The following is a 23,023-nucleotide window of genomic DNA, read 5'->3' as shown; positions in this document are numbered from 1 at the left end:
CGAATGGAGACTCCTTCAGCATGGGCTGGGTTGTACCTGAAGCGGATCGGCATGGTTGTGGAGCCTCCCAGCCTGGATTATCTGCAGCGCTTAGTCAGGTCGCGGATGACCCGTCTAGTCTTTGAGAATATCTCCAAGCTGCATTATCTTAAGGCCTTTGAAGAACAGCAATACTATCTTCCTCCGCAGGAAGTCTACTTGGATCATATGTATAGATTTGATTACTCCGGCGTGTGCCACACGGGCAATTATTATTTCTGCAAGCTGCTGCAGGAGCTTGGCTACGATGCTTATCCTATTAAATACGCCTCCCATCTGGCTACAGTCGTGAAGATTGCAGACCGGCTCTATTATACGGATGTAGCACTGGGGCATCCCGTCTATTATCCGCTGGATATCTCCCAGCCGCATGAGCTTATGATTCACCATTCCCGGGTTATGGGCTATCCTGACCCGAGCAACAAGCTTAAATTCCATCTGGTGCACGGCATTTCAGGCAAAGAACAGCATCACTGGATATTTCGTCCCTATGAGCGCGCAGGCTTGCCGGAAGTTCACCGGCTTATTCACTGGAGTAATGAGCCGCAGCGTCTGTTCACCACTATCCTGCGGGTCTATCAGTGGCAGCCGGACCGGCAGCGCTCGCTGTCTCTTGTAAATAATACATTCACCATCCGGTATCAGGAGAGCCAAGAGCAAATGAAGCTGCACTCCATACAGGAGATTCAGGATATTGTGCACAATGAATTCGGCATGACCAACCTCCCGGTTCATGAAGCTGTAGAAACTCTCGAATCCCTGGGCACACCAATATGGGGTGAATAAAATTCACCCCGCCTTATCCGGGAGCAGCCCCACATTGATCGTTCATTCAATGTGGGGCTGCTCTTATTTTAATCCATTCCGGTAATGGACCAGTTATGATCTACCTCCGGTATAATCGTCTGGCGCTCCCGGATGTAGCGCACCAGCAGCTCGCGGACGCTGCAATCCGACTCCCAGTGCTTCACGGCGCTGACCAGTCCCGAGGCCTTCAATAGACTGCTGTAACGGTAATTGTTGACGGCAAGCTGCAATTCGTCCGTATCGGCAAGCGGTCTGCCCCGGTAGGCCAGGTGGATGATCCGCCGGCCTGCCGGCTGCGAGAGGTCGATCTGATAATTGACCCCGGCGAACATATCGTAGAGGTAGCTCGGCACCTCGGGATCGGCGGATATATTCGTGTCTCCGGGCTGCCACTGCCGGAAATGTGAAGCTGAAGCTTCCATATAAGCCTTTAGCTCCTTGCCGGTAACGGTAACCACATACAGCACATTATCAAAAGGGTAAATGCGGTAGACATCTGCATACGTCAGCGGTCCCTGCTTCAGATCCGCGTTGTCGTTAAACAGGCTAGTAGCGGCAACATCCGCTCCGCTGGCCTCCAGCATGGCACGCTGGATCAAGGTTATGACCGCCGTATCCTGCACCCGTCCGGCGGGCAGCCCGGCAGTCTCTTCAGGCTGGAAATCGGCCGCTGCATACCCCAGAATGCCGCCCTCCCCTTCTATGGAAGAGCCACCACCGCCTTCGGCGATGAACCGGAGGGTCTCTTCATGCGCCCCAGCAACCATACTGCGCAGTTCCGGGTCCGGCTCCCAGCCGCTCATATCTACCACCGTGACCTCCCGGCTCACAACCTTGGGCTGACCGCCTTCCAGCTCCAGTGTCAGGTCGAAGCGTACAACCTCCCGCCCCCGGTCCCGCGGCCCTCCAATAACGGTATTCCCGATGCGCTGGTTTACGGTAATATGCATATGGCCGACCAGCAGCACATCTGCTTCAGGAACAAGCTCCGCAATCCGTCCGGCGGCATCCGAGCCGCCCTCTTCATCGAATTCTGCGACCATACCCGCATGGGCGCTGATCACAATCAGGTCCGCCTTCCTTTCCGCACGGAGGGAGGCGGCAATCGCTTGCGCGGTCTCGGCCATATGGCCGAACCTTAGGCCCTCAACCTTTCCTCCATCCCAGCGCGGAACGTTGGGATTCGTCAGACCGATAACCGCAATCCGGATGCCGTGCTGTTCTAGGATCACATATGGCTCTGCAAAGGGTCTGCCTTCCGTGTCCCAGACATTGGCAGCAAGCACCGGGAAGCTCAGCTCCTGCCTGATCCGCTCAATCAGGCCAAGGCCGAAGTTAAACTCATGGTTGCCCAGCGTCAGTGCAGCATAGCCCATGGCATTAAGTGCTGCCGCGACCGGATGCCTCTCATCCGGCCGCTTATTGTAGACATCGTCAGTCAGCATATTTCCCTGGAAGATGTCACCGTTATCGATCAGCAGAACCTCGGTTCCGCTCTCTCTAAGCTCCCGGACGTAAGCTGCTACTCTGTCGAGCCCGTCATTTACGGTATCGAGTCCGTCTTCATAACGGTAGCCCCACAGATTGCCATGAACATCCGAGGTAGCGATAATCACAATCTTGCGCAGGTTACGGCTTGCTGCCGGTTCCATCATCTCGTCCACCCTTCTTCGTCTCTTATTTCAGAATTGCGCCTGCGGTGAAGCTCTTCTCCATCTGGTCACTGAACAGCACATAAGCAAGCAGAATCGGCAGCGTAGAGATTACCATTGCTGCGGCCAGCGGTCCCCAGCTAATGCTGTACTGGCCGCTGAAGTTCATCAGCCCGAGCGGCAGCGTCCGCAGCGTTTCCTTCTGGATGAAGGTTGCCGCCATCAGCAGCTCATTCCATACGGCGAGGAACACGAAGATCGCAACCGAGGCAAGCGGCGGCTTCAGCAGAGGAAGCACGACCTTGAAGAAGGATTTCACCACCCCGCAGCCGTCGATGAACGCAGCCTCCTCCAGCTCCTTCGGCATGCTCCGCAGGAACGCCGACAGCATATAGACGCCAATTGGCAGATTCACAGCGATGTACGGCAGGATAATCGACAGCCGCGAGCTGAGAATACCGAGATTCTTCAGGATCATGAACAGCGGAATCAGCGTAGCATGAATCGGCACCATGACCCCCATGAGCAGAATGAACAGAATCAGTCCGTTGTATTTGAATCTCATCCGTGTCAGCGCGTAAGCCATCATCGAAGCGAACAGCAGCACGCACAAGAGGGTAATCAGCGTAACGGACACACTGTTGAAAAAGTATTGATTCACCTTGGCGCTTACCCAAGCCTCTGAGAAATTACTAAACCGCCATTCTGTGGGGAGCGCCCAGACCACTCCGCCGATAATCTCCGAATTATCCTTAAACGCACTTACCACAAGCCAGTATAGCGGGAACAACTGGAGGACGGCAATGAGGATCATCAACAGATAGATGCCTGTATTTTTCGTAGTCTTCAGCATGTCCGGTCCTCCTTAATATTCAATTTTTTCACGGGTCAGCACTTTGTTGAGTACCCAGGCGATGATCAGACACTCCAGCACCATGAATACGGCAAGCGCACTGCCGTAGCCGAAGTTCTGCTTCAGGAACGCTTCCTGGAACATTTTCAGGGCAATCATTGTTGTGGAATGCAGCGGTCCGCCGTTCGTCATCACATACACACTCTCAAAGGTCTTGAGCGCGTAAATCACGTTCAGCACGACACAGATCCGCAGCACATCAGACAGCAGCGGAAGCGTGATATAACGGACTGCCTTCCAGCCGACAGCTCCGTCCAGCTTCGCGGCTTCATAATACTGTTCCGAGATACCCTGGATACCTGCAAACAGGATCAGCATGTTATAGCCTACATAATGCCAGGTTGTTACGATCAGGACGGACAAAAGTGCCGTCTTGGTATCTCCAAGCCAGGCCTGTGCCCAGCTGCCAAGGTGAACGGCCTCCAGCAGCGTGTTCAGCATCCCGATGTTCGGATCGTAGATTTTGACCCACAGCAGACTGACCATCGTTGTTGACATGACCACCGGGAAAAAGTAAATATTGCGGAACCATTTGCGTCCCTTCATTTTGCGGGAGACCAAGAGCGCCAGGCCGAACGAGAGCGGAAGCTGGACGAACACGCCAGTCAGGAGGAAGGCTACACTGTTCCATACCGCCTTCCAGAAGCTTTTATCTGCGGTGAACATCTTGGTGTAATTGTCCAGGCCCACGAAGGCCATAGGGTTAATTCCGTCCCACTCCTGGAAGCTGTAATACGCCGTCATGAGGATCGGCACGAAATAGAAGACCAGAAATATGGTTAAGCCGGGTACTAGAAACAAAGCGATTAATTTCTTATCCGAGAGCGCTCTTTCCATCACTATCCACCTATCAGAGTGCAGAAAAGCGATGCGGTCCAAGAGACTGCATCGCCTTTCCCCTATTATATTTGTAAAGCGTGTCTTACTCTGCCGAACGGAGCAATGTTTCCAGCTGGGCCGTGTATTCCTCAGGCGTCAGATTGCCGCCATAGAGCTGCTGCGTCATATCGCGGTATTCCTGACCTGTATCTGCCGACAGCAGGCCGAACCACATCGCCTGGGTTTTGGCTGTTTTGCTGATATCGGCAGCATAAGCGGAGAGCTGCTCATTCTGCGACTCCGACTTCACTTCACTGGCTGCATAGCCCGGCAGGCCTTTGCGTACGAACTCATCATTGAGCTTCAGAGACAGCTTAATGGCGAATTCCTTGGCTTTGTCAAGGTGCTTGGAGCTGTTGTTCACGAACAAGGAGTAAGGTGCCGCCGAGTTCTGGAAGCCGATCGTCGCACTGTAGACATCCTCTGCACCCGTCTTCGGGAATGCGATATATCCGAGATTATCGCCCATGGCCTTCGACAACGCGCCGAAGTTGAAGCTGCCGTCAATCCAGATCAGCGCCTTATCATTCTTGAACAGCTCCTGGGCATCCAGGTAAGCCGAGCCGAGGAAGCCTTTCTGGAAGGCATTGCTGCTTACCAGGGTGGCTACCTGCTTCGCCGCATCTACAAATGGAGCATCTGTAAACTTCGCATCGCCTTTAATCGCATTGTCGAAGGCGTTAACGTCCTGACGCGCTACAAGCAGGTTGTACAGCAGATCACCCTGCCATCTTTCCTTGCCGCCGAGGGCGATAGGGATGATCCCTTTATCATCGGCTTTGGATACCAGCGCCTGAAGATCATCCCAGGTTGCAGGAGGCGTAGCGCCCAGATCGCTCATCAGCTTTTTGTTATAGTAGAAGACCAGGGTTGTACTGATATTGGAAGGAACGGAATAGATATTGCCGTCTTCTTCTTTCACCAGCTGGTTGTCCAGAAATTTCGCACCAAGTCCTGTGGAATCCAGGGTATCGTTCAGCGGGGCTACCGTTTTCGATTGCAGTACAGGTGTCCGGTAGGACTTCCCGGCATGCTGCTGGAATACATCCGGTAGCTCATTGGCAGCCAGTGCAACACTGATTTTGGTCTTGTAGGTCTCGTCCTGTATGTACTCATAATTCAAATCCACGCCGACTTCCGCTGCGGTAGCCTCGGCAGCAGCCTGATACATCGGATCTGCATCGAACATCCATAAGGAGACAGATTCCTTACCTTCCGCCGCTTTCGCATCCTGATTCTGAGTTGCCCCTTCGTTACCGTTGGCTCCTCCGCAAGCACTAAGCACTACACTGCTAAGCGCGATGGATGCTGCAACTACCCCAAGCTTTTTTCCGAACATTTGTGTTGGACCACCTTTCAATATTTCGGGAATTGACTTACAGGTATCATCTTAACAAGTGAACCGCCGTGTACGAATGGAGATATGTTGGTTTTAACAGTAAAATTTTTAGGTGTGTCAGGTAAGTTTACACTCAATTTACGGGGCGTTCCCATGTTAACGGCAGCTTTACACAGGGTTAACTTTAACCGACAGAAAAGCAATCAGGAACAAAATTACACTGCGGGTGAAGGAAGCGGGTGCCTTCTCTGACCAGCCGCTTGTAAGGAGCAGCATTGTTGCACTTCTTGCAGGATTTCTCTATAAATGTTACGGGGTTGAAGTACAATGTTGCATTTTTTGCACAAAGTTCGGTGGTTAGAGCGACTTAACGTTGGATTTGTTGCATTTCATGCAGGATTTCGGCATTCGTCGCTTCTATTGAGCAATATTGTTGCACTTCTTGCAGCATTCCTCTATAAATGTTACTGGCTGTGAAGAATGAGGACCACCTCCCGGCGTAGCAGCACCCCTTGTGTTCGGTTTTTTGATTACATTCGCGTACAAACCTATTCGCAGACGGGTAAATCATAATTCCTTAACATAGAAAAGCCCGGCTGCAAAACACCGGGCCCTGCCTATAGCTGCTGCTTATGTATCCGAATAACTACCGCTGTACACGGTATTCGGGGTCATTCCGTAACGTTTCTTGAAGCATTTGCTGAAATAAAACGGGTCCTTGTAGCCCACCTGCCGGGCTATCGTCGCAATCTTGGGTGCGGGTGCTTCTTCCTCGAAGGCCCCCTGGCTAAGCAGCTTCATGGCTTCACCAAGACGGACGTTTGTCACATATTCCACAAACGACTCGCCGGTCTCCTTCTTAAACGCATGGCTTAAATAGCTAGGGTTCACAAACAGGGCGCTGGCCGTACTCTGCAGTGACAACGTATCCTCGGCATAATGTGCCGTCACATAGGCAATGGTTTTGGTGATTAAGGCAGTACCGCTGCTCTGTCGCTTCTGAGCACGGGCATCAACTGCCTGCGGCTCCTGTACATCCCCGGCTTTGATTCTGAGCCGGTTGATATACCGCTCTGCCTCCCACTTCTCTGTCAGCTGCGTGCGGATCGTGCGAAGAGCTTGTTCCACAGCATCCTCATCGATAGGCTTCAGCAGATAATGGTCCGCTCCAAGCGAGATGGCCTGCTGTGCATAGGAGAAATTATCGTAGCTGGTGATGAAAATCAGCTTAGCCGCCGAATTCAGCTTACGGACTTCCCCAATGAATTCAAGCCCGTTCATATTTGGCATCTCAATATCCGTAATGATGAGATCGATAGGCTGCTCCCCGATGATCTGTAGTGCGGCCGCGCCGTCATCGGCTTCTGCGGCCACCTCGAACCCGGCGGCTTCCCAATCCACCAGACGGATCAGCAGCTGCCTGAAATAATACTCGTCGTCCACAATCAGGACGCGGGCTACCGGTGCTGTGTTCATAGTCTGACTGTCCCCTCTTCCTGTTCGTTCGTCTGCTTAAGCAGCGGCAAGCGCAGCTTCACTTCTACGCCCCGGCCCGGCTCAGAGGCTAGCAGGATTCCATAAGCCGCTCCGAACCGCAGGCGGATGCGGTCCTGAATATTTCGGAGTCCGAAGCTGTATCTCTCCGCGCTGTCATGCTCCGACCAGATCAGCCGCTGCTGCTCTTCGCTCATGCCCTTACCGTTGTCACGGACGGTGAAGCACAGCAGATTCTGTCCGTCCGTGCTTTCCGCTGCGCAGGTAATTTCACACCAGCCGCCGTCCGCCATTCCTCTAATGCCATGGTGGATCGCATTCTCGACCAGCGGCTGAAGCAGCATGGTCGGCACCAGGCAGGACTCCAGTCCAGGCCCGAACGATATCCGGTAGTTCAGCTTAGGGAATCGGATCTGCTGAATATAGAGGTAGCTCTCCAGATGCTTCTGCTCCTGGGCCACCGTTATCAGCTCCTGACCGTTGCTAAGCGAGATCCGGTAGAACTCACCCAGCGCCTTCAGCATCCTGCTGATGTCCTTCGCCCCCGACATCACTGCCATCGCACGGATCGTGTCCAGTGTATTGTACAGGAAATGAGGCTTGATCTGCGAATAGAGCAGCCGCAGCTCCAGCATCCTTTTGGTCTGCTCTTCCGTCTCCACCTGGACCATCAGGCGCTGGATGCGCTCCACCATTTCATTGAAGGTAGCTCCCAGCCGGCCGACCTCATCCTCGGAATCGGCGGCGGCGCGCCGCTCCAGATTCCCGCTGCCCACCTCGACAATCGCTTCGCTAAGCTGGCTGAGCGGCCGGGTCAGCCGGCGGGCGAACAGAATGGACAGAAGCACGGCCGACAGAATGCTGATCAGGCCGAACCCGGCCAGCAGCAGGGCGATTTTCCAATACCCGTAGGTTAGCTCCGATATCGTCACCAGCTGGACTACCTTCCAGTCATAGGGGGTGAGACTCTGCATGGATACTAAATAACGGTCGCCAGCGACCTCCTGGGTCCGGGTTCCTTGTGAGACTGACTTGACCCAATCTGTAAGGGAGGCCTCCGGGACCGGCTGGTTCACCCTTGAGGCTTCATTCGCAGAGATGATTCTTCCGTTCCGGTTGATGACCAGCGTAGCGCTCTCCAGGTTCTGTTCATTATGATAGAGGCGTGCAAGTGTCCGCTCATCAATGTTGACATAGATATAGCCAAGCGGGGTCCCGCTCTCCATGCTCTTAATGACCCTGCCCACACTGATCATATTCTTGTGCTTCATCCCGGACAGAAAGGCAGGCGTAAGCGAATCCGCCCACACCGCCCCGCCTCTGGCTGCATCAATCTCCGCCCGGGGATAGATGCCGAGACTCTCCCGGGTCACGCCGGTCAGATTGGAGGTGTAATAGAGATTGCCGTTCAAGGATTCAATAATAACAGAGTCGATATTCGGCTCGGTGACCAGCATTGCAGCCAGTGTATTGTAGATCGACTTCAGTGCAGCGGCATCATTGCCGGCACCGGTATCTCTGCTGAGCAGCTTCTGGGTGTCCTGATTAATCAGCACGAACTTCGTGAAGTTCTGGACCGACTGGAACACTGTCTCCATCGACTGCTTGACCAGACGCACTTCCTGCTGTGAGCTTGCCGTGGTTCTCTCCAGGGTCTGATTGAAGACAATCCGCTGTATGCTGACCATGAAGATCACCAGTGCCAGCAGGACAATCAGGAGGTTGCTTAGCAGAATCTTCCGCCGCAGCGGCATCCTGCCGCTGAACAGAAAGGGCAAATCCGCCGTTAGCCTCTTCAAGAGGGATGGATATGGCATGAACCGCTTCATCGTTCCCTCCGTTACATGTATGGTTGTACATGTATTATACACAAATTACAACAACAGAAAAGCAGCGGCTCTCCGTAACTTAGAGAAACCGCTGCTTGAGTGGAGTTGCAGGAAATAACTCAGCCGGAGCTCTTACTTGCCAATTTAAGCCGCACGGGTCAGCTTGCGGACAACCTCCTGGCTGTACTTGCGTTTGGTGATGAAGAAGAAGCTGAGCTGGAACACGATATAGACCGCCACAACAATAGTGGTATTTTTCATGAACTCCCCAACGATGTCCGATCCGCTCATCACATGGGTGATCAGATAGATGACCGAATAACCCAGGATGCTGCCAAGCAGCAGCGGGACAAAGAAGGTGATAAGCAGCTCTGCCGAGACGACCGAGCGGATCTCCTTGTCGCTGATCCCGATTTTGTAGAGCTTCCTGAAAAAGATGGTGGCGTTCCCGATTTCGGTATACTGCTTGAAGTACAGCACCATTCCGCCAGCGACAAAGAATAATACGCCGATCAATGAGGTGACGAATACAAAGAGCGAATAGTTCTTCTTCAGCGCTTTGTAGGCATCTACCTTGGATGCAACGGCAAACATCTTGCCGCTTCCGTCCTTGTCTGTAGCATCCAGGGTATCCTTAAGCTTCTGAATAACCCCGTCCGTCCCCTTCCAGGCTGCAAAATCAATTCCGTAATGAGTTCCGGTTGCCGCCGCACCTACCTTGGACTCCATATTCTTGTAATCCTCGTTGCTCACTACGATGCCTGAGCTGGTCGGATACGAGCTGGCTGTTGCAAACCAGTTGCCGTGATAAGAGGCCTTCACCTTGTAATCGAAGGTCTGCTTGCCGTCGGTGAACTGGATCTTCTCTCCTTCTCCGATGCCGTGGGTACCCGGCTCCCAGGCTGTCACAATGTTAAGAACCTCACCTGCGCCCACCGATACCTTCTCCCCGGTCAGCTTGTTATACATCTCCTGCGAGATGATCGGCTTCGTCTTCAGGATATCGTATTTATCGCCTTCCAGATTCATCCGCAGATTCAGGAAGTGGGTCTCCTGGATTGACTTCAGCGGCTCAGCGGATGTCTTCAGCACCTGCTCCAGCTGGTCTTTCTCCAGCACATGTACACCGGCAACGGATATATACTCCACATCATATTTATTCCGCTCGGCGATGCTCTCTGACAATTGCAGTAAGGAGAACGGGGATGCGACGAGGAAGATCGTCATTCCGCTAAGAATGCTCAGGATGAACATGATCCGTTTGTTCTGATTGAATTTGTGATTGATTTCTGTGATCGACAGGATGTGCCGGTAGTAGAATTTCTTGTTCTTGAGGAAGGTAATCAGTGTATTCCCGAGATGGGAGATCACCATGTAGATCCCGATGAAGCTCATCAGAACATAGGTGATAATCATGAAGGGGTTGGTATTCAGGCTCTCAGCGTTCGAGATGAAGATCAGGAAGAGAATGGACGCTATAACCAGCCCTACCCCCAGCAGCCCCAGCTTGGCATCACTTGCCTTCGCCTGATTATCCTGCTTGCGGGAATCCTTCATCAGGTCTGCGATATCGAGCTTCCCGACCTTGACGCTTGAGATCAGCTGCGAGGCAGCGAAGATTACCGTGAAGACAGCCGCAGTAACAATGAAGCTTGCTGCACTGAGTGAATAAGCTACGCCTTGCAGATCCAGCAGATTGATCGCTACGTTCTGGAACAGCCTGGAGAAGATCGCACCCGTGATGATTCCGGCGATAAGCGAGGACACGCTGATGATCAGATTCTCCAGCAGGATGATCTTCTGCAGATCATTTTTATGCATCCCGAGTGACATGAAGATGGCGAATTCCTTGCTTCTCGCCTTGATGAAGGAGGAATGCGCATAGTTGATGAAGAATACGGAGAAGAGCGTCAGCGCAACCAGACTTAGCATCAGGACAATCTGGATGACATCCTCCGTCGCTCCTTCACGGATGCTTTTATTGAATAAGAGCGCAGCGTAGAGGTGAAAAATCGTGATCGCAAAGGCGCTGCAGATGAAGTAGGAGAAGAAATTGCGGACATTGCGCTTGAAATTTTTAATCGTAACGTCTCTAAAGGTCATTGCTTTCCCCTCCAATGATGGCCAGACAGTCGAGAATCTGATCGAAGAACTCCTTGCGGACTCCGCTGCTGACAATCTCCATGCTGATCGCACCGTCTTTAATGAAGATAATCTTCTTGCAGAAGCTGGCTGCGAAGGCATCATGCGTAACCATCAGAATGGTGCTGTCCCGTTCCTGGTTCATCTTCTCGATACATTTCATCACGGCATTCGACGACTTGGAATCCAGGTTGCCTGTAGGCTCATCGGCGAAAATAATGTCCGGATCATTAATCAGCGCGCGGCTCACCGCCACTCTCTGCTGCTGTCCGCCGGATATGTTGTACGGGTATTTGCCGGCAATCTCGTCGATGCCCAGCAGCTTCATGATTTCCTCGCTCTTAGACTCCATATGCTCTTTATCGCGCTTGTCGAGAATCATCGGCAGCATCACATTTTCCTTCAGCGTCAGGCTGTCCATGAGGTTGAATTCCTGGAAGACGAAGCCCAGATGCTGTCTGCGAAAGAGGGCCATCTGGTTCTTATCCATGGAGGTAATGTTCTTGCCCCCGATCAGAACCTCGCCATAGCTCGGCTTACCGATTCCGCTGAGGATGTTCAGCAAGGTGGTCTTGCCGCTCCCGGAGGGTCCCATAATCCCGATGAAGTCCCCCTTCTCTACGTTGAAGCTTACGGAATCCAGTGCCACTGTCGAATGCTCACCGTTTTGCACACCATATACCTTCTTAACCTCTTTGACTTCCAGTACTACGCTCACAGCTTCATCTCCCATTAATCATCTATTCATCGTTTTTCTTTCCGGTAGCTCTATTGTAGGGAATCGGGGCTTCCACATCCATCCATTTAAGTTATATTGTCTTTCATTTTTGAAAGATACGAAATCTGCACCTCAGTGCCTTGACCTGCTTCAGAGGTAATCGTGAGCCGGTGGCCCAGCTTGCGGGCAATTTCCGAGCAGACGTAGAGGCCGATGCCGGTAGCCTGATGATGGGTACGTCCGTTTTTTCCGGTAAAAAAGGGCTGGAAGACCCGCTGCAAATCTACAGGCTCAATCCCGATCCCCTCATCCCGGATGGACAGTACCACCTGCTCGCCCTCCTGCTGAAGACGGAAATAGATGGACTTGGCCTCTCCCCTGGAGTCAGAGTATTTGATCGCATTCGAGATAATCTGATCAAGCATCGCCGTATTCCATTTGCTGTCTGTCATAACGGTGATCTGCTCGTCCTCACATTCAATCACCGGGTACACATTGTTATAGATATACTGGTTGCGCTTGCTGTTGATCAGATGACGGAGCGATTCCAGCAGCTTGACCGGTCCCGGGTTGTAATCGCGGGTGAAATGCTCCAGACGGAAAAACTTCAGCATCTGGTTCAGCATACTGAGAATTTTGTCCTTCTCCTCTTCTATATGCTGGAGGGCCAGGGCATGGCCGGTGGGATTCATTTTGTAATTCTGAAGAATGAGGTCGATGACCGACAAGGGTGTTTTGAGATTATGTATCCACTGGGAGATGAACTTATGGGTGTTGTCGGCCCGGGCCTTGACCTCATAGATCTGGTCCTGGTAGCTGTGGTGAAGCTGGTGAATAAGCCGGATGGCAGACTGCTGCTCGGCCGAGAAGCCCTTCTCTTCAATCTCGATATTCTCGGACAAGCGCTGGAGCTCCCGGTGGGTGGAGACGTAACGGATGAACCGGAAGCCCATGAACAGGATGAAAATATACAGATAAATACTGAGCAGATACAGAAGCTGAATGCTGTTGCTGACATAAAAATAGCAGTAGACGCTGACCAGCACATGGCTCGTGAAATAGACAAGGGTAAAGGATAAATGGTCGCGCGCAAAAGACCGGAACAGCCTGATACTCACTTACGCGTCCCTCCCATCACCGATGAGTCAAAAATATAACCCACGCCCCGTTTGACCCTGATGACATCCTGAAAGCCGAGACTCGCAAGCTTGCTCTTGACCCGGGTTACATTGACCGTCAGCGTATTGTCCACCACGAAATGCACATCGTCCCACAGCTCCTCCAGGAGCTCTTCCCGGGTGACGATGGTATCCTTTTGCTCCATCAGCTTCTTCAGCAGCTTATATTCGTTCTTGCTCAGCTCCTCCACCGCGCCCTTGCAGGAGATGCTGAAATTGCGGTCATCCAAATGAATGGGGAGCGGCTCCGGCAGCGGCTCGGACTTACCCGCGTACTCCCCGTAATTGCGGCGCAAAATGGCCATAATCTTCGCCAGCAGCACCTGAATATTCAGCGGCTTGACGATGTAGTCATCGGCGCCCAGCTCCATGCTGAGCACCTGGCTGGACTCTTCATCCCTGGCGGAGATGATAATGATCGGAACTGTAGTCTTTCTTCTAAATACGCGGCAATAATAGAAGCCGTCATAGTAGGGCAGGTTCAGGTCAAGCAGCACCAGCTGCGGCGCTTCCTGCTCGAAGATTTTCTCCACCGCCTGGAAATCTGCAACCTCCACCACCTCATAGCTGTACTTGCGCAGGATATCAGTCATCAGCGTACGGATTTTGATATCATCCTCGACGATCATAATCTTGAACAATTCGCTCACCTCTCCGCAGCCCGCAGTTCCCTGGATCATTCCCTGTTATGAAGCCTCCGCGAGCTTATGGCCGACAAACCCGATGATCGTGCCGATGCTTGCGAAGTGTTCATGTATCAGTTCCTCGGGCAGAATAATGATCTTGAATTCGCGCTCCAGTCTGTCCACCAGGTCAAGCAGACCCAGAGAGCTCAGCAGCCGGGACTCGAAGATATCAGTGTCCGGGCGCAGCTCCACAGCAGGAACGCGGGTCAGACCCGCTACGATCATTGTAACTTGTTCTGTGATTTTCATATACTGTTTTCTCCAATACTGGGGGATTTGTAATAGGGATCAAAAACATGGGCAATCGCCCGGATGAAATAGGTACCGCTTGGTGTGACCTGAATCAGCGGAGAATCTACCCCTTCCAGGAGCCCGTCCCGCTCCATGGCACGAAGCTGAATGATTTCCTGCTGGAAGTAAGTGTCGAAATCTGCGCCGCAGCTGGAAGTGAACGCCGCTTTGTCGATGGACATGCCGCCGAGGAGCCGCTGCAGGATAAGCTCAGCACGAACCAGGTCATCCTCCGACAGCTGATGGGTTCTGCCGGACTCTACAGGGAGTCTGCCCTGATCCAGCGCTGAGCGGTAACGGTCCATAGCCGTGGTGTTCTTATAATAGAGCCTGCCGGTCTTGCTGACGGCCGACTTGCCCAGTCCCAGCAGCTCCGGGCTGCCGATCTCCGAGGAGCCCATGAAATCCCTGACCACCTGCGGTCCCGGATGCCGCTCTCTTCCAATATTGCGGATGAAGGTATCGCTGCCCATCATGGTATAATCCGGCGACAGCACCTCCCTGGCCAACTCGAAAAGACGGGCTACCATGTAAGAATTGGGCAGGCTGAGCAGCGGGATTTTGCGCTGCAGCGGATAGATGGCCGGATAATGGGCGTACGGGAAGGCCACAATTTTGTCCGGAGCGATCTTGACAATCTCCCGCAGTGTGCGCTCGAACTCTCCGAGACCCTGATAGGGCAAGCCGTAGCACAGATCAACATTCACCGTGAAATCCATGCTGCGGGCAAGTCCTATAATCTCCCGTGTCTCTTCCAGATCGCATTCCCGGTGAATGGCATTCAGGACCCGGGTGTCGAAATCCTGAACACCAAAGCTGATATAATTGAAGCCCAGCGCCTTGAGCAGCCGCAGCTTCCCTTCGCTTACAATCTGCTTGTCCGGGTAGGCCTCCAGCTTCACTCTGGCGTTATCCAGCGGCTCCACATACCGGCTCAGACTCCCGTACAGCCGTTCGATCTGCCGTTCATTCAGATAAGCCGGTGTTCCGCCGCCCCAGTGGATATTGCCGGACCTCAGCTTCCGGCTGCGTTCTGCCAGCTTAAGCTCCAGCTCCTGCTCCAGCGCACCGATATAGAGATCCTGATCTTCCTCTCTGCCGCCCAGCACCCGGTCACAGCAGCAATAGTAGCAGATGGATTTGCAGAACGGGATATGTACGTAGACCTGTGCCTCCTCCAGTTCATTAAGGGTAAGGGCGATGGCGGATTCATCCGCAGGCTGGCGCCAGTGGCTGTCCACCGGATAGCTCAGATACATCGGCAGATTATATTCGTTGTACTTCTGTGACAGATAATGCAGTTGATGCTCTGTGGCCAGTTTCACGTTCTAAGCTCCCTCCTTGCCCGTTCTTGCCGGGCTGCACAGTCTCACTATAAGCTCCTCTTCCTTGTGCATGATATCCTTCAGCAGCCGTTCATGGGCAGTCCGCCAGTCTTCCGGCAGTTGAATACCCTTACTCCAGCGGATGAGATCGCTGCGGATATCCAGCCATGCGCGGATAATCCCGCCCGCGATGGAGGCAGCGGCAGGTTGATCTGTGAACAGACGCTCCAGCCGGTACTGCTCCGCCCGCTTGAAATCAATGATGGTATTCAGACCGGCGATCAGCCGCCGGGTATGCGGCTCTTCGGGATTCCCCGGTAGAGCGGCATAATCCGCAAGGAAGACAGACAAGGCCGCGATACCTCCGGCCAAGTCATCCTGGCAGGTGCGGTACAGGCTGCGGAGTTTATAGATATCGGGCAGCCTATCATAAAGATAAGGCTGCTGGTCACGCGGGAATTCCATCAGCGTGTATGTCTGCTCCGGCAGCATGAGATGCTGGAGATAGCCTTGGCAACCATTCAGCAGATCACCTGCTGTAAGCATCCGTTCCCTGTAATTCAACGCATCCTTATGACTGTGCTCCAGCACAAGGAACTGATCCTGCAACTCATTGAAGCCATAGACCAGCAGCGTATGGGCAAGATGCTTCTTCCGGTAGGTGTCCCTGCGGGCCGGCTCATAGAAGCTGTCCACCCACAGAATGAACAGGCTCTGCCGCTCAAGTCCCGCAATAAGCCTCTGCTTCAGCGCCTTCCCTTCCAGCGGGGCCTCGTACCTGACGGTAAGCCGCAACTGCTCCAGCAGCGCCTCGGGTGTGGCGGATTCAAGACAGACCGCAGAGATGGACGACGGTCCGGCCTCAGAACTCTCCAGGCGATATACATATATATCGCTGCACAGAAATGTATTCAGGTTTCTGCCGAAGACGTTCAGCACAGGGAACAGTGAGTTATAGAGACAGCTTTTGTAATATAGGTCGTTAAAAGGCTGCGGCTGGGCAGCGCGGCATATCTGGATGCCGGATGCCGGTATGATCGGGCTTCCCGGGACGTTGCTCTGCTCCGGGAAGCTGGCGCCAGCCGCTACCTCCTTATGGTAAGCGTCACCCCTAAGGCTTGCAGCAGCCGTGGTATACACGGCAAGTCCCTGCTCAGCAAGCATAGCCTGCGCTCCGATAGTAGAGCTGCTCAGCAGATCTTCATACGCAAGAGTTATGCCTCTTGCAGCAAGCTCGCTGTGCAGCGCGACAGCTTCCACCGAGCTGCCGCCGATTTCAAAGAAATCATGGTGCAGGCCAGGCTCCTTGAGCTCCAGCACCGCCTCCCAGGCCTGGCGGATGGACTGCTGCAGCGGAGTGGTGCAGGGAATGTATACACTGTCCGTGAGCATGGCATTCAGGGTGACCTCGGGCAGCTGTTTTTTATCCACCTTGCCGTTGGCATTCAACGGGAGCTGCTCCACCCGGACGAATATGGACGGAATCATGTAGACGGGCAGGTGCTCAGCCAGATGCTGCCTGAGCGCAGTGACTGGAATGTCTGGCTGGCTTGCAGTCAGATAGGCGCATAGATGCTTCTCCCCCGAACCCTGGCTCCTGGCCGTAACGATTGCATCCCGGATTCCCGGATAGTCCAGCAGGCGCTTCTCCACCTCCTTCGTCTCGACGCGGTAACCGCGAATCTTCACCTGATCGTCACGGCGGCCGAGGAATTCGATCATCCCGTCTTCCCTCATCCGGCCCAGATCGCCTGTCCTGTATATCCGGTCCGCTCCAGGGTTGCCGAAGGGATCGGGCAGGAAGGCCCGTGCGCTTTTGTCCGGGTCATTAATGTAACCGCGCGCCACCCCGATCCCTCCGATGTATAGCTCCCCGGTCTCGCCCGCGTCCACCGGCTGCCCGGAATCATCGAGAATGTACCAGACATTCTGCTCAACCGGCAAGCCGTAGGGAATACTCGTCCAGTTCCCGCAGACCTCAGCAACATGATGATAGATGGACCAGACCGCAGCCTCCGTAGCTCCGCCGAGTGCGGTCAGCTTGGCCCGGGGGAAGTAACGGGAATAGCTCCGTGCCAGCTCCAGGGGAATCCAGTCTCCGCTCAGGAAGATATGCCGCAGCTGCATTTGGGTGAAATCCGGCAGCTGCTCCGACGCATGCCTGATCAGATATTGCAGGGTCGCAGGAACAGAATTCCAGAACGTAATTCCCTGTTCCAGCAGGATGCGGATAAGGCCGGCAGGACTGGTAATTTCCGACTCCGCACACAGGACAATCATGCCGCCAGCGGCCAGGAGGCCGAAGATATCATATACGGACAGATCGAAGCATACCGAGGTTACACATAATCCCTTGTCCCTGCTGGACATATGGAGCTCACGGTTCACCCAGCCAATCAGGTTAACGGCAGAGCGGTGCTCAATCATCACACCCTTGGGCATACCGGTTGATCCGGAGGTGTACATGATATAGGCCAGATCCCTTCCCTGGACCGGGAGACCGGGATTATCAGCGGAAGAGGGGGAAGCTGCCGGATCTGCCGTAAGGTCAGCAGCTCCCAGTGTGAATTGAACGGGCACATCCAGCGGTTCTCCGCTTTCACAGATTGCGGCAACCGCCCCCGAGTGCTGCAAAATATAATTTTTGCGGCTGTCCGGGTAACGGGGATCTAACGGTACATATGCGGCCCCGCTTTTTAGCACAGCCAAGAGGGCCACAATCAGATGCTTATTCCGGTTCACAATAACCCCGACATGGTCATTCGGCCGGATACCCCGGGCAATCAGCTTATGCGCCAGGCGGTTGGCCTGCCGGTTCAGCTCCCCGTAACTCATAGATTCTCCTGCTGTAACGATAGCAGTCTGTCCCGGCTGCCGGGCTGCCTGGAGCTCGAAGCATTCATGCAGTGTGGCAGCATTAGCAGAAGCAGAAGAACGGCCGCAGCGGGATTCCGTCATCACTATTACCTCCCCGTGTGCATTGTGTCCGGCGCAGACTGCTCCCGGCCCAGCTCTTCCGTAAGCCCGGTCAGTCCGCCCAGCGTCTCGCAGCCAAGCAGCTCGTCCACATGCTTCTCCAGATTAATGCCAAGCCTTCTCTCTACTATGGCGATGTACTCCACGATCATCACCGAGGTGATGGCCAGATCGTCGGCAATCGATAAGCCCGGATGCAACTCCTCCTGATCGAAATAGCATACGCCAGCGATAATCTCATACAGCATGTTCTGCATCTGCATCTTCTCCTCTCTCTTCATCCATCACAGCCGCCTGCTGAACTCAAGCTTCAATTGCTGCCGGTCCACCTTGCCGCTGCTCCCGGCCGGGAAGCGGTCATATACATGAACCAGATCGGGAACCATATAGCCCGGCAGCCGCTTGCCGACCGCCTGCTTCAGCCCGAGAACAGTGAAGCTGCCTGCATCCTGCACGATCACTGCGGCACAGATCAGCGGATAGCCTTCGCTGTCCGGGATATCAACAACTATGGCATGAAGGATCATTTCCAGCTCATGCAGCACGCGCTCAATCTCCGGCAGCTCAACCCGGAAGCCTGAGCGCTTGATCATAGCGTCCCGGCGTCCAATCAGGACCATAGCGCCATCCTCGTCCACTGTAGCCATATCCCCGGTACAATAGAGCCTGTCTCCAAGCCCCCACTCCGGGGGAACCCGGCGGAAGCTCTGCTCTGTAAGCTGTGGATTACGATAGTATCCCTTCATGACGATGGAGCCTCTGACACAGATCTCCCCCTCCTCACCGCTGACTGCAAGACGGCCGTCAGCGGTGATTACCACCACACCGGTATTCCCGCAGGGATAACCGATCGGCACCGGGGTATCCCGTATAATCTGTTGAGCCGTCAGCGGATAACAGGTACAGACATTGGTCTCTATTAGTCCGTATAAATTGTAGAAATCTGCATGCGGCAGCAGCTCCATCATCCGCAGCAGCAGCTTCGGCTGCAGAACCTCTCCCGCGAACAGCACGCCGCGCAGCGAAGGCAGACCGCCTTCGGGGAACCGGGCGTATTTGACTACGGCATTCCACAAGGAAGGCACGGTGTAGATCCAGTTAATCCGCTCTTGCCTGACTGCGGCAAGGAAGCGTGCCGGATGCTGTATGACCTCAGTGCCCAGCAGGATCAGAGTCGCCCCCACGGCAACCGGCACGAAGATATCGAAGACCGCCAGGTCGAAATGAAAAGGCGCTACCGCTGAGAAGCGGTCCTGCTCTTCCGGCTTGAAGTAGCTGCAGCACCAGTCAATGAAGGTTCTGGCATTGAGATGGGTAATCATCACTCCCTTAGGCACTCCAGTGGAGCCTGAAGTGTATAGAATATAGGCCAGATCCTCGCTGATCGGCAGCCTTCTGCCGCTCTGCAGGTCACGCAGCGGCTGCCCTGTCTTCACATGAACGGCTTTGCAGTCATCCGCTCCATCTTCATTGTCATCCTCTGACTCTGCCTCCTTCTCATCCAGAAGCAGCACATGCAGCGATCTTAAATGTTCTGCTTGCCCGGAGTCTCCCTCCTTCAACAGCTTCTTCAGATTCCTGCGCTCCGTAATCAGGTACTGCGTCCCGCTGCTCTCCAGGATGGTCAGCATCCGCTGAACAGGAGAATAGGTCGTATCCAGCGGAATATACGCTCCTGCGGCGAACAGCACGCCGAACATGGCACATATCGCCTGCGGAGACTTGTCCAGACAGATTGCAGCAGTCTCCCCCGGCAGCATACCCGCGGAGATCAGGGCATCGGAAATCTGCAGACTGCGACGGTAGAGACCGCCATAGGTCAGCTCCCGGCCTTCATGATACAACGCCGTCCGCTCCGGGCAGCGTTCGGCGCTGCGGATCAGGTAATGCTGAAGCAGATAATCACTCATACCCTTCCCCCAGACCTTCCATCATGATTTTCTTCTGCATCTCACTTGTGCCGGAGTACAGCTTGGAGGCCAGTGAATCCCGCATCTGCTTCTCCGGGGCGCTCTCCTTCACATATCCGTAAGCCCCCCAGATCTGTACAGCCGCCAGACTGTTCTGCACCTTGGATTCGGAGGTATGCAGCTTCAGCATAGAAGCACTGTGCATCCCGCAGCGTCCCTGATCGAAGTCGGCGCATACCTTGAACAGCATCAGCCTGCCCGTTTCCAGCCGGAGCCGCATCTGGACCAGCTTGTCATAGACCCCTTCGAAGGAGAGAATAGCTTGTCCGAACTGCTTCCTCTTGCTTGCATAATGATACGTCTGTTCATATTGCTGTTCCATGGCTCCGGCATGATAAGCACTGACGATAATCCGCTCCCACAGCATTGCCTTGAAGAAGATTCCCATCCCCTGCCGCTCCCGTCCCAGCAGCCTGTCAGCCGGAATGCGGGTCTGGTTCAGCAGAACCTCACTCATCGGACTGGTCCGCAGACCCATTTTGCCGAAGATCTGGCCAATCCTGTACTCCTCCTGCTGTGCCTCCAGAATAAAAGCAGACACATCCAGCATGGGCAATCCGTTCGCATGCTTGCCGTACACCAGCAGGATATCGGCTTCCGGGGCCAGTGTGGCAAAGGTCTTGACGCCATTCAGCAGATACCCGTCCGCAAGCTTCTCGACCGAGGTGGTCATGGCAGAAGAGTCGGACCCGGACCCAGGCTCTGTAATGACACTGCTGCCGATGAATCTGCCGCCGATCAGCGGTGCCAGATACCTTGTCTGCTGTTCTCCGGTACCATACACCCAGAGGGGTACCTGTGCCGCCGACATTTGTGCGCACACCGAGAACACCAGGCCTTCGTCATGGCAGTGCCGCGCCAGCGAGTACACCGCCAGCGCGGTAGTCAGCATCCCCTGCTCTGCGCCGCCGTAACGCTCCGGGAAGGGAAGTCCAAGCAAGCCGGTATCTGCGATTCTGGACCATTTATCCCTGCGGAAGGTGCCGTGCTCATCATCCTCATATACTCCGTCGTTCAAATATCGCCCGCTGCATTCCTCCATAAGGCTGCAGATCTGCCGCTGCTCCTCGGTATAGCTGAAATCCACATTAAGCGCCCCTCAACCCTGAGATTTATGAACATACAATGAATACAAGTTAATGTTACAGGTTCTCTCCGCCCATACCTCTGACGATGACGTCATTCAGCAGAAATTGGCTTTCCGCCGGAATTCCTTCCACGGCCCACCTTCTGAGGACATTCTTCTGCACCTTGCCGGACTCCAGCACCGGCAGCTGGGAGACGAGGTGCACCCGGTCGGGTACCTTGTAGTTGGCGATTTTGCCGCGGCAGTAGGCCTTGACTTCACCTTCGGTCAGCAGGACTCCGGGCCTCGGGATGACAAAAGCAGCCAGCGCCTCGCCCAGGATCTCATCCGGCTCCCCGACTACCGACACATCCTCCACCTTGTCCATGTGCAGTACACATTCTTCAATATCTGCCGGATAGACATTGAAGCCGCCGCGGATGACCATATCCTTGATCCGTCCGGCAATACAAATGTTGACGCCGTCCTTGTAATAACAAGCCAGATCCCCGGTGTACAGCCATCCTTCCTCATCGATCACCTCACGTGTCTTAGCCTCATTCTTGTAGTACCCCTTCATCAGATAGCCCCGGATGGCCAGCTCACCGATCTCGCCCTTCGGCAGCTCCTTGCGGTCCCGGTCCACAATCTTGGCCTCGAAGCCTTCAATCGGCCTGCCTACGGTGTGCAGCCGGACATCCGGCGGATCATCCAGCCGCGTCATGGTGACCAGACCGGTAGCTTCAATAATGCCGTAGGCATTAATCAGCGTACATTGGGTAGTCTCCTCGATGGAGCGGGCCAGATAAGGGGTGCACAACGAACCGGAGACCACGACCTTGCGCAGCTCGCGGAACAGCCCCGGCTTGCAGTAGGGCATGGCCAGAATCAGGCTCCACATCGTCGGCTGGGTGTGAAAGAGGTTAATTCCATTTTTGGCGACATGGCTCAGAATATCATTGGGGTTGAAGTTGGTGATCCATTTCATCGTAATACAGGAGACGAAGTAGACCAGCACGGCATTGAAGCCCTGTGCAGCATAGAGGGGAGCAATCGAAAAGCCGATATCCTCCCGGATATCCAGCAATTGTCCGCCGTAATAAGAGGTAGCCACCAGATTGCGGTGAGTGATCATCACACCCTTGGGGTGGCCGGTGGTTCCTGAGGTGTAGCCCAGAATCGCAACATCGTCAGGCTGAGCAGGTTCAAGCAGCCTGTTATTCAGCGGAACGGTCAGAGGGCTCAGCAGTGAGGAGAACGGCAGACTGCCTGCCTGAGGCTCATCGCCCAGCACAATATAATTGCGGATAGCTGGCAGCTGGGGACGCAGCTCCTTCAACAGAATCTCTTCATAATTAAAAATGCCCAGCCGGTCCTGATAAATGATCGTCTCCGCATCGGAATCCTCCAGAATCCGCCTGATCTCATCCGGCTCATAACGTGTGCTGACGGGAACGATCCATGCGCCGATCCGGAACAGGGCGAAGTAGAGATACAGATATTCCAGACTGTTAGGCAGCAGTACGGCCACCTTGTCATTCTTCCGGATGCCGAGGTCCAGCAAATTGCCGGCGATCGTGGCGGCATAATCATACAACTGCGCGAAGGTTACGGTCTCCTGCTCGAACACCACGGCAGGCTTGCCGGGGTAATCCCGCCGTAACGTATCCAGTACGCAATCAATGGTCAAACGTTCATAATGGATCATTGGTGTACCTG

Annotated in this window: 18 protein-coding genes; 1 reads left to right on the top strand and 17 read right to left on the bottom strand. The window is 54.2% G+C overall.

What is annotated here, in order from left to right; genetic code table 11:
• The first annotated feature begins 3 nt into the window (after positions 1-3).
• Positions 4-825 (top strand): arylamine N-acetyltransferase, encoded by an 822-nt coding sequence (locus MKX63_RS28650; protein ID WP_341021980.1) that lies wholly within the window; start codon positions 4-6, stop codon positions 823-825.
• 68 nt (positions 826-893) lie between these two features.
• Here MKX63_RS28650 and MKX63_RS28645 read toward each other — a convergent pair whose 3' ends face one another.
• From MKX63_RS28645 to MKX63_RS28565, 17 genes are all read right to left on the bottom strand, one after another.
• The gene (locus MKX63_RS28645; RefSeq protein WP_341023330.1) at positions 894-2,501 is read right to left on the bottom strand and encodes a bifunctional metallophosphatase/5'-nucleotidase; all 1,608 of its coding nucleotides are present in this window, start codon (positions 2,499-2,501) and stop codon (positions 894-896) included.
• A 22-nt stretch (positions 2,502-2,523) separates the two neighbouring features.
• A complete protein-coding gene (locus MKX63_RS28640) occupies positions 2,524-3,351 on the bottom strand; it encodes a carbohydrate ABC transporter permease (RefSeq protein ID WP_341021979.1) in 828 nt (275 codons plus the stop codon).
• Between the two features lie 12 nt (positions 3,352-3,363).
• The gene (locus MKX63_RS28635) at positions 3,364-4,248 is read right to left on the bottom strand and encodes a carbohydrate ABC transporter permease (protein ID WP_341021977.1); all 885 of its coding nucleotides are present in this window, start codon (positions 4,246-4,248) and stop codon (positions 3,364-3,366) included.
• Positions 4,249-4,333: 85 nt separating this feature from the next.
• On the bottom strand, positions 4,334-5,629 hold the full coding sequence (locus MKX63_RS28630) for an ABC transporter substrate-binding protein (RefSeq protein WP_341021975.1): 1,296 nt from the start codon (positions 5,627-5,629) through the stop codon (positions 4,334-4,336).
• Between the two features lie 630 nt (positions 5,630-6,259).
• Positions 6,260-7,105, bottom strand: coding sequence for a response regulator transcription factor (locus MKX63_RS28625; RefSeq protein WP_341021974.1), 846 nt, complete (start codon positions 7,103-7,105; stop codon positions 6,260-6,262).
• Positions 7,102-8,922, bottom strand: coding sequence for a sensor histidine kinase (locus MKX63_RS28620; protein ID WP_341021972.1), 1,821 nt, complete (start codon positions 8,920-8,922; stop codon positions 7,102-7,104). The genes MKX63_RS28625 and MKX63_RS28620 overlap by 4 nt, the downstream gene beginning before the upstream one ends.
• Positions 8,923-9,096: 174 nt before the next feature.
• Positions 9,097-11,055, bottom strand: coding sequence for an ABC transporter permease (locus MKX63_RS28615; protein WP_341021971.1), 1,959 nt, complete (start codon positions 11,053-11,055; stop codon positions 9,097-9,099).
• Complete coding sequence (locus MKX63_RS28610; protein ID WP_341021970.1) at positions 11,045-11,812, bottom strand: ABC transporter ATP-binding protein; 768 nt, start codon at positions 11,810-11,812, stop codon at positions 11,045-11,047. The genes MKX63_RS28615 and MKX63_RS28610 overlap by 11 nt, the downstream gene beginning before the upstream one ends.
• A gap of 86 nt (positions 11,813-11,898) precedes the next feature.
• Positions 11,899-12,930 carry a sensor histidine kinase gene (locus MKX63_RS28605; RefSeq protein ID WP_341021969.1) on the bottom strand — a complete coding sequence of 344 codons (1,032 nt, stop codon included), beginning with the start codon at positions 12,928-12,930 and terminating at the stop codon, positions 11,899-11,901.
• The gene (locus MKX63_RS28600; protein ID WP_341021968.1) at positions 12,927-13,670 is read right to left on the bottom strand and encodes a response regulator transcription factor; all 744 of its coding nucleotides are present in this window, start codon (positions 13,668-13,670) and stop codon (positions 12,927-12,929) included. Before MKX63_RS28600 ends, MKX63_RS28605 begins: the two co-directional genes overlap by 4 nt.
• A gap of 6 nt (positions 13,671-13,676) precedes the next feature.
• Positions 13,677-13,925 (bottom strand): phosphopantetheine-binding protein, encoded by a 249-nt coding sequence (locus MKX63_RS28595; RefSeq protein WP_341021966.1) that lies wholly within the window; start codon positions 13,923-13,925, stop codon positions 13,677-13,679.
• Positions 13,922-15,292 (bottom strand): coproporphyrinogen-III oxidase family protein, encoded by a 1,371-nt coding sequence (locus MKX63_RS28590; protein WP_341021965.1) that lies wholly within the window; start codon positions 15,290-15,292, stop codon positions 13,922-13,924. The genes MKX63_RS28595 and MKX63_RS28590 overlap by 4 nt, the downstream gene beginning before the upstream one ends.
• A gap of 3 nt (positions 15,293-15,295) precedes the next feature.
• Positions 15,296-18,250, bottom strand: a complete 2,955-nt coding sequence (locus MKX63_RS28585) for a non-ribosomal peptide synthetase (protein ID WP_341021964.1) — start codon at positions 18,248-18,250, stop codon at positions 15,296-15,298.
• A gap of 5 nt (positions 18,251-18,255) precedes the next feature.
• Positions 18,256-18,549 (bottom strand): acyl carrier protein, encoded by a 294-nt coding sequence (locus tag MKX63_RS28580; protein WP_341021962.1) that lies wholly within the window; start codon positions 18,547-18,549, stop codon positions 18,256-18,258.
• Between the two features lie 3 nt (positions 18,550-18,552).
• Positions 18,553-20,178, bottom strand: a complete 1,626-nt coding sequence (locus MKX63_RS28575; RefSeq protein WP_341021961.1) for an amino acid adenylation domain-containing protein — start codon at positions 20,176-20,178, stop codon at positions 18,553-18,555.
• A complete protein-coding gene (locus tag MKX63_RS28570) occupies positions 20,171-21,325 on the bottom strand; it encodes an acyl-CoA dehydrogenase family protein (protein WP_341021958.1) in 1,155 nt (384 codons plus the stop codon). The genes MKX63_RS28575 and MKX63_RS28570 overlap by 8 nt, the downstream gene beginning before the upstream one ends.
• Positions 21,326-21,380: 55 nt before the next feature.
• Positions 21,381-23,012, bottom strand: coding sequence for a class I adenylate-forming enzyme family protein (locus MKX63_RS28565; protein WP_341021957.1), 1,632 nt, complete (start codon positions 23,010-23,012; stop codon positions 21,381-21,383).
• Between the last annotated feature and the right edge of the window lie 11 nt (positions 23,013-23,023).

The organism is Paenibacillus sp. FSL R7-0179, assembly GCF_038002265.1.
Lineage (GTDB): Bacteria > Bacillota > Bacilli > Paenibacillales > Paenibacillaceae > Paenibacillus_AQ.
The sequence above is the reverse complement of the archived record's forward strand: the minus strand, read 5'-3'. Positions and strand labels throughout refer to the sequence as shown.